At 21.3% G+C, this 5,284-nt stretch carries 6 protein-coding genes; 4 read left to right on the top strand and 2 right to left on the bottom strand.

Features of this window, described 5'->3' with window-relative positions:
- The coding region (locus AB6A63_RS01685) for a hypothetical protein (protein WP_370430962.1) at positions 1-192 on the top strand (192 nt) is incomplete at its 5' end.
- 1,189 nt (positions 193-1,381) lie between these two features.
- Positions 1,382-2,590, top strand: coding sequence for a hypothetical protein (locus tag AB6A63_RS01680; protein ID WP_370430961.1), 1,209 nt, complete (start codon positions 1,382-1,384; stop codon positions 2,588-2,590).
- A 259-nt stretch (positions 2,591-2,849) separates the two neighbouring features.
- Here the strand turns inward: AB6A63_RS01680 and AB6A63_RS01675 are convergent, their stop codons facing one another.
- On the bottom strand, positions 2,850-3,098 hold the full coding sequence (locus tag AB6A63_RS01675; RefSeq protein WP_370430960.1) for a hypothetical protein: 249 nt from the start codon (positions 3,096-3,098) through the stop codon (positions 2,850-2,852).
- 226 nt (positions 3,099-3,324) lie between these two features.
- Between AB6A63_RS01675 and AB6A63_RS01670 the strand changes: the two genes are divergently transcribed.
- The gene (locus AB6A63_RS01670; RefSeq protein ID WP_370430959.1) at positions 3,325-3,549 is read left to right on the top strand and encodes a hypothetical protein; all 225 of its coding nucleotides are present in this window, start codon (positions 3,325-3,327) and stop codon (positions 3,547-3,549) included.
- 429 nt (positions 3,550-3,978) lie between these two features.
- On the opposite strand, the gene AB6A63_RS01665 is transcribed toward AB6A63_RS01670, so the two are convergent.
- Positions 3,979-4,131, bottom strand: coding sequence for a hypothetical protein (locus AB6A63_RS01665; protein WP_370430958.1), 153 nt, complete (start codon positions 4,129-4,131; stop codon positions 3,979-3,981).
- 273 nt (positions 4,132-4,404) lie between these two features.
- Between AB6A63_RS01665 and AB6A63_RS01660 the strand changes: the two genes are divergently transcribed.
- A complete protein-coding gene (locus tag AB6A63_RS01660) occupies positions 4,405-4,686 on the top strand; it encodes a hypothetical protein (RefSeq protein ID WP_370430957.1) in 282 nt (93 codons plus the stop codon).
- Positions 4,687-5,284: the final 598 nt, after the last annotated feature.

Raw genomic sequence — 5,284 nt, 5'->3', positions numbered from 1 at the left:
GAATATGAATTAGAATATGAATTAGAATATGAATTAGAATATGAATTAGAATATGAATTAGAATATGAATTAGAATATGAATTAGAATATGAATTAGAATATGAATTAGAATATGAATTAGAATATGAATTAGATAATAATAATAAATCAGAAAAAAAAGAAGAAAACTTAACTTCAAAAAACCCAACTTAAAACAAAAGAAGATGTTCGGGATACCGAAATTAAAAATTCAAATAAAATAAATACTGATTCAGAAAAATTAGAAAAAACTACACCTATTCCAAATCCAAAACCAAGAAGAGATTTAGACCTCCTTTTGATAAAAAAAATTAATAATGCATTTTAACCATATTTTTTTCATTGTATTCTAATCATTTCAAAACTTAAATAAAACGTTAAATGGAATTAATTAAAAAAAGAAAATAATTTTTTATTATCTTTATATTTCGATCATTTAAATTCTTTTATCGAATAAAAAAACGAAAGGTAAAAAATGGAAGAAAATAAAGTTAATCTAAAAAATAATAATCATCATCCATCAAATTTTTATAAAAAGAAAATAATTTTAATTTTTTCGTTTATTTTTTTTAATATTTGGTATTTTTTTATTCATAGAAGAAAAAATGTTATACGAATTACAAGTCAAAATAGAAAATAAAAACGAAATAATAAATCAATTAGATATAGAAAAAAGAGTATTAAATATCCAACATCAAGAATTAAATTCTAATTAAAATAAGTTAATCGAAAACCTTTTATTAATGTTTTTGAATAAATAATTTGATTTTTTTGTTTTACGAAAACAAAAAAATCATAAAAAAAAGATTTCATTTATATACCAGAACAAAGAAATGTTTAAAAAATATTATTTTTTTTAAAAAAATTAGTGCTATATCTATATAAATATATACGAAAGGAAATAATTTTTAATTTTTTTTAAATTTAAATTATTTTTAGTTAATTTTAATTAATCTAAATTTTTTTTATATTTTTATAAGAAGATTAGAAAACAAAAGTTAACATCAATCTTTGACATAATTTTTTTATTTTAGTTTTTTTAAATGTTATATTTTTTTTATTATTTTGGATATAAATTATTTTTGTGTTAATTAAAAAACAATAAACAATATTTTTATCAAAAATATTTTATCTAAAAAAATTTTATCTAAAAAAACAAAAAAAACGAATAATTTGATTTTTTTTATAAAAAAACCAATAATAAACAAATCGCTTATTCAAAAAATTTATTTTTTTCATTTATTTTTCTTTTTATTATAATATTTTGATATTTAAAAAAACATTAAATTTTATCTAGTTAAAAAATCAAATATTTTTTTGATTATCTTTATATAACGAAAGGAAAAAATAGAAACTAAATTTAATGAAGTCAAAAAACAATTATAATTATCCTTCTAATTTTTATAAAAAGAAAGTAATTTTATTTTTTTCTTTTATTTTTTTTATCTTGTTTTGTGTTTTTTTCTTTATAGAACAAAAAATGTTCGTTCAATTACAAAAACAATTAGAAAACAAAAACGAAACAATTGAAAATCTTCAAAACGAATTAGAAAATTTGAAACAGTTCAATTTTAAACTAATAGACGAACTAGTTGAAAAAAAACAATATATCCAAGAATTCATAAACCGAAATGAAAAAACAGTTAAAGCTCGAGTCGAAAAAATAATCGAAAAAGAAGTTCCAGTTGAAAAGATAGTTGAGAAAGAAGTTCCAATTATTAAAACAGTTGAAAAAATAATTGAAGTTCCAGTTGAAAAGATAGTTGAGAATAATTCTAAATATATAGATCAATTAAATAAACAAGAAAACAAAATAAACAATTATAAAAAATTTATAACTTCTTTAAATCTAGAACAATTCAAAAATTTATCCCCAGAACAAATTAATGTTTTGAAAGAAGAAGAAATTAATTCTATAATAAGTAAATTCAATGACCAAGATGAAATTATAGCTAAATTATATATTAAAGACAAACCAACAATTCCGTTGATTCCTAATTTTTATTTTTCTTTATCAGAATCATTTCAATCTCAAAAAGTAGAACAATTTAGTCATACAGGTAATAAAATGTATTATTACGAGATGAAATATGATCCTCAATCAGAGAAAGTTCAAAAAATACAACATTTTCAAGCTGACGGAAAAAAACAAGATAGCTATGAATTTTCTTACTCTCTTGAAAAACAATTAACAAAAATAAAAAATTTCGATAATAACGGAAACATAAGAAACACTTTCGATTTTGAATATAACAACAATACGCAACAATTAGAAAGTGTACAACAATTTGATAACGCCGGTAATAAAACATATTATCACGAATACATCCACGATCCTAATACAAAACAAATAACCAAAACACAACAATATCAAAACAACGTAAAACAGGATTTTTTTGAATATAAATATGATCCAAAAACTCAAAAATTGTCAAAAATAGAAATATTTGATCGTAACTCTAATAAAAAAGATATTTTTGAATATCGATACACAAATCAAACAAATAAATTATCAAAAATAGAACAATTGTATCCTCGTGGTGGAATAGCTTGTTTCTGGGCTGCCTCATAAAATGATCTATTTTAAATATAATCATTATTATATAATAAAAAAAGAGTTTAATTTATCTTAATTAACAAATAATTTTAAAAAAATTAATTGATATTGTTTTTAAATTGTTATATATCTAACCCATAAAAAAGATGTATCAACATTATTAAAAGAAACTAGACAGAGATTTAGGACAATTACGAAAAAATAAACAAGATATCATAAAAACAGAATTAGCTAACAAAATAGGTAATTTATCAAAGATAACAGCGAAACAAATTCAAATCATTGAAGAATCCAGAACAAATACAGGAGTTGAAGTAACTGTTGAAGGATATTCAGGACAATTAAAAGTTACATTTACAATACAACCAGAAGATGATTCCTTATTAAAAAAAACAAATCCAGACCAACAAAAAACACAATCAACAATAGAAGAAAAAACAAATTCAATTATTCCAGAAGATGACAAAACATTAGCACCAGCAGAAACATCTGAAATAAAACCAGTAAACCCAGAAAATGACAAACAAACAATACTAGAAGAAACACTGCAAACACAAACATCATCACAAGAAACAAATTTAATTCCACAAGAAATAAAAAAACCAGAAGGAATAAATTCAATTATTCCAGAAGTTAATAAAACATTATCACCAACACAAACACCATCAGAAGGAATAAATTCAATTAATTCAGAAAAAGAAGTTTCAAAAGAAAAAATAAATTCATATCAAACAGAAACACAAGAAACATTGCAAGAAACAAATTCAACTCAACAAGAAATTCAAAAAACACAACAACAAACTGATTCCTTATCAGAAGAGACAAATTCAGGCCAATCAGAAACACAAAATCCAGAAGAAGAAATAATTCCAGATCAACTAGAAATACAAGAACCATCCAAAGAAATAAAATCAGATAATTCAGAAAAAGAAGTTTCGAAAGAAAAAAACAAATTCAACTCCACAAGAAATTAAAACAACACAACCAAAAACTGAATCCTTAGAATCCTTATTAAAAGAAACCAACACAGATTTAGGACAATTACCAAACAACGAAGACACAACTATAATAAATGAATTAGTTCAAAAAATAAATATACGAGAAATAAAAAAAGAACACATTCAAATAGTTTCAAAAACAAATACAGAAGATCAAGTAACTGTTGAAGGATATTCAGGACAATTAAGATTTATATTTACAACACAATCAAAAAACGACTCCTTTTTAAAAGCAACAAATTCATCTCATTCAGAAATACAAAAACCAAAAGAAGAAACAAATCCGGACCAACCAGTTCAACAAGACATCAAAGAAACACAATTAACATCAGAAGGAATAAATTTATCTCAACAAAAAATTGAAAAAATACAACCAAAAGCAGAATTAAAAGAAACGAAACGAGATCAGAAAGACATCAAAGAAACACAATCGACATCAAAAGAAATAAAATCAGATAATCTAGAAAAAGAAGAAAAAAAATCAACTAATTCAGCAACACAAGAACCATTACAAGAAAAAAAATTAATTCCACAAGAAATCAAAACAACACAACCCAAAACTGAATCCTTAGAATCCTTATTAAAAGAAATCAACAGAAATTTAGGACAATTACCAAACAACAAAAACGCTATTATAATAAATGAATTATTTCAAAAAATAAACAAACTAGAAAAAATAGCCAAAAAAATTGAAATAGTGAAAGAATCCAAAAAAGAAACAGAACCTCAAGTAAAACTGTTGGAGGATTTTTAGGACAATTAAAAATTAAATTCAAAAAAAACAAATTACCATTAAGCACAGTATTAAAAAATACACAATTAGATTCAATAGTGAACAATGATGAAAAAACTTTAAAAAAAACTATTCAAGAAAAAAACCCCACAATGAATATAGATAACTTAGTATTCGCTGATAAAGATTTAACAAGTGTTAAAGTATCTTCACCATATTTCAACGACAGCGTAACTGTTAACTTCAAAATAAAAAAAACAAACATCTTTACTACTGGGTTTGCTATAATCATTTATATTTTTATAGGAATTGGAATAAGTAGTTTAATTATTAAAAAAACAATTCGAAATAAAAAAAAGAGAAATAATAATTTTTCATAAACAGTAATTGGAAATTTTTTAAGTAATAATTTAGGACGAACTATTATTTAAATAGTACTTTAAACAATATTTGTTTAAAGATGAATTTCTTTATTAAACAAATAAATAGTTTGATTTTTGAATTTTATTGATAAAAAAACGATATTCTCTTTTTATTAATTATCTTTATTTTGATTTTTTAAAAAAGATTTTTCAAAATTTTTTATTTAGTCTATTTTAAAACAATTAATATTAAAAAATTAGTATTAAAAAATTTACCCAAACTATTTTACATTAGTTTGGGTTTTTTATTGGTTAATTTTGTATTTTGATTGTTTTAAATTAAAAAAGAAGCTTTATTTTTTGGATACATCTTATTGTTTAATTTTAAATATTTTGTATTTTTTTTGTTAGAAAGATTATTTCGTTAGAAAGATTAAAAAAAATAAAAATTTTTTTTGAAATTTAGTGAGCCAATATAAATAAAAAACAACTGTATTAATTTATCTTTTTGTAATATATAAAATATTTAAAAGAAAATAAATTCTTTTAATAAACTATTATTAAATAAATATTTATCGTTCTTTTCATGAAAGTTATCACTTGCTTTTTTTTTTTT

Origin of the sequence: 'Camptotheca acuminata' phytoplasma, from assembly GCF_041276565.1 — a bacterium.
Lineage (GTDB): Bacteria > Bacillota_I > Bacilli_A > Acholeplasmatales > Acholeplasmataceae > Phytoplasma.
The sequence above is the reverse complement of the archived record's forward strand: the minus strand, read 5'-3'. Positions and strand labels throughout refer to the sequence as shown.

Coding starts and splice junctions, on each gene's coding strand:
- AB6A63_RS01680 (WP_370430961.1), top strand. CDS start 1,382: ATGAAGTCAAAAAACAATTATAATTATCCTTCTAATTTTTATAAAAAG.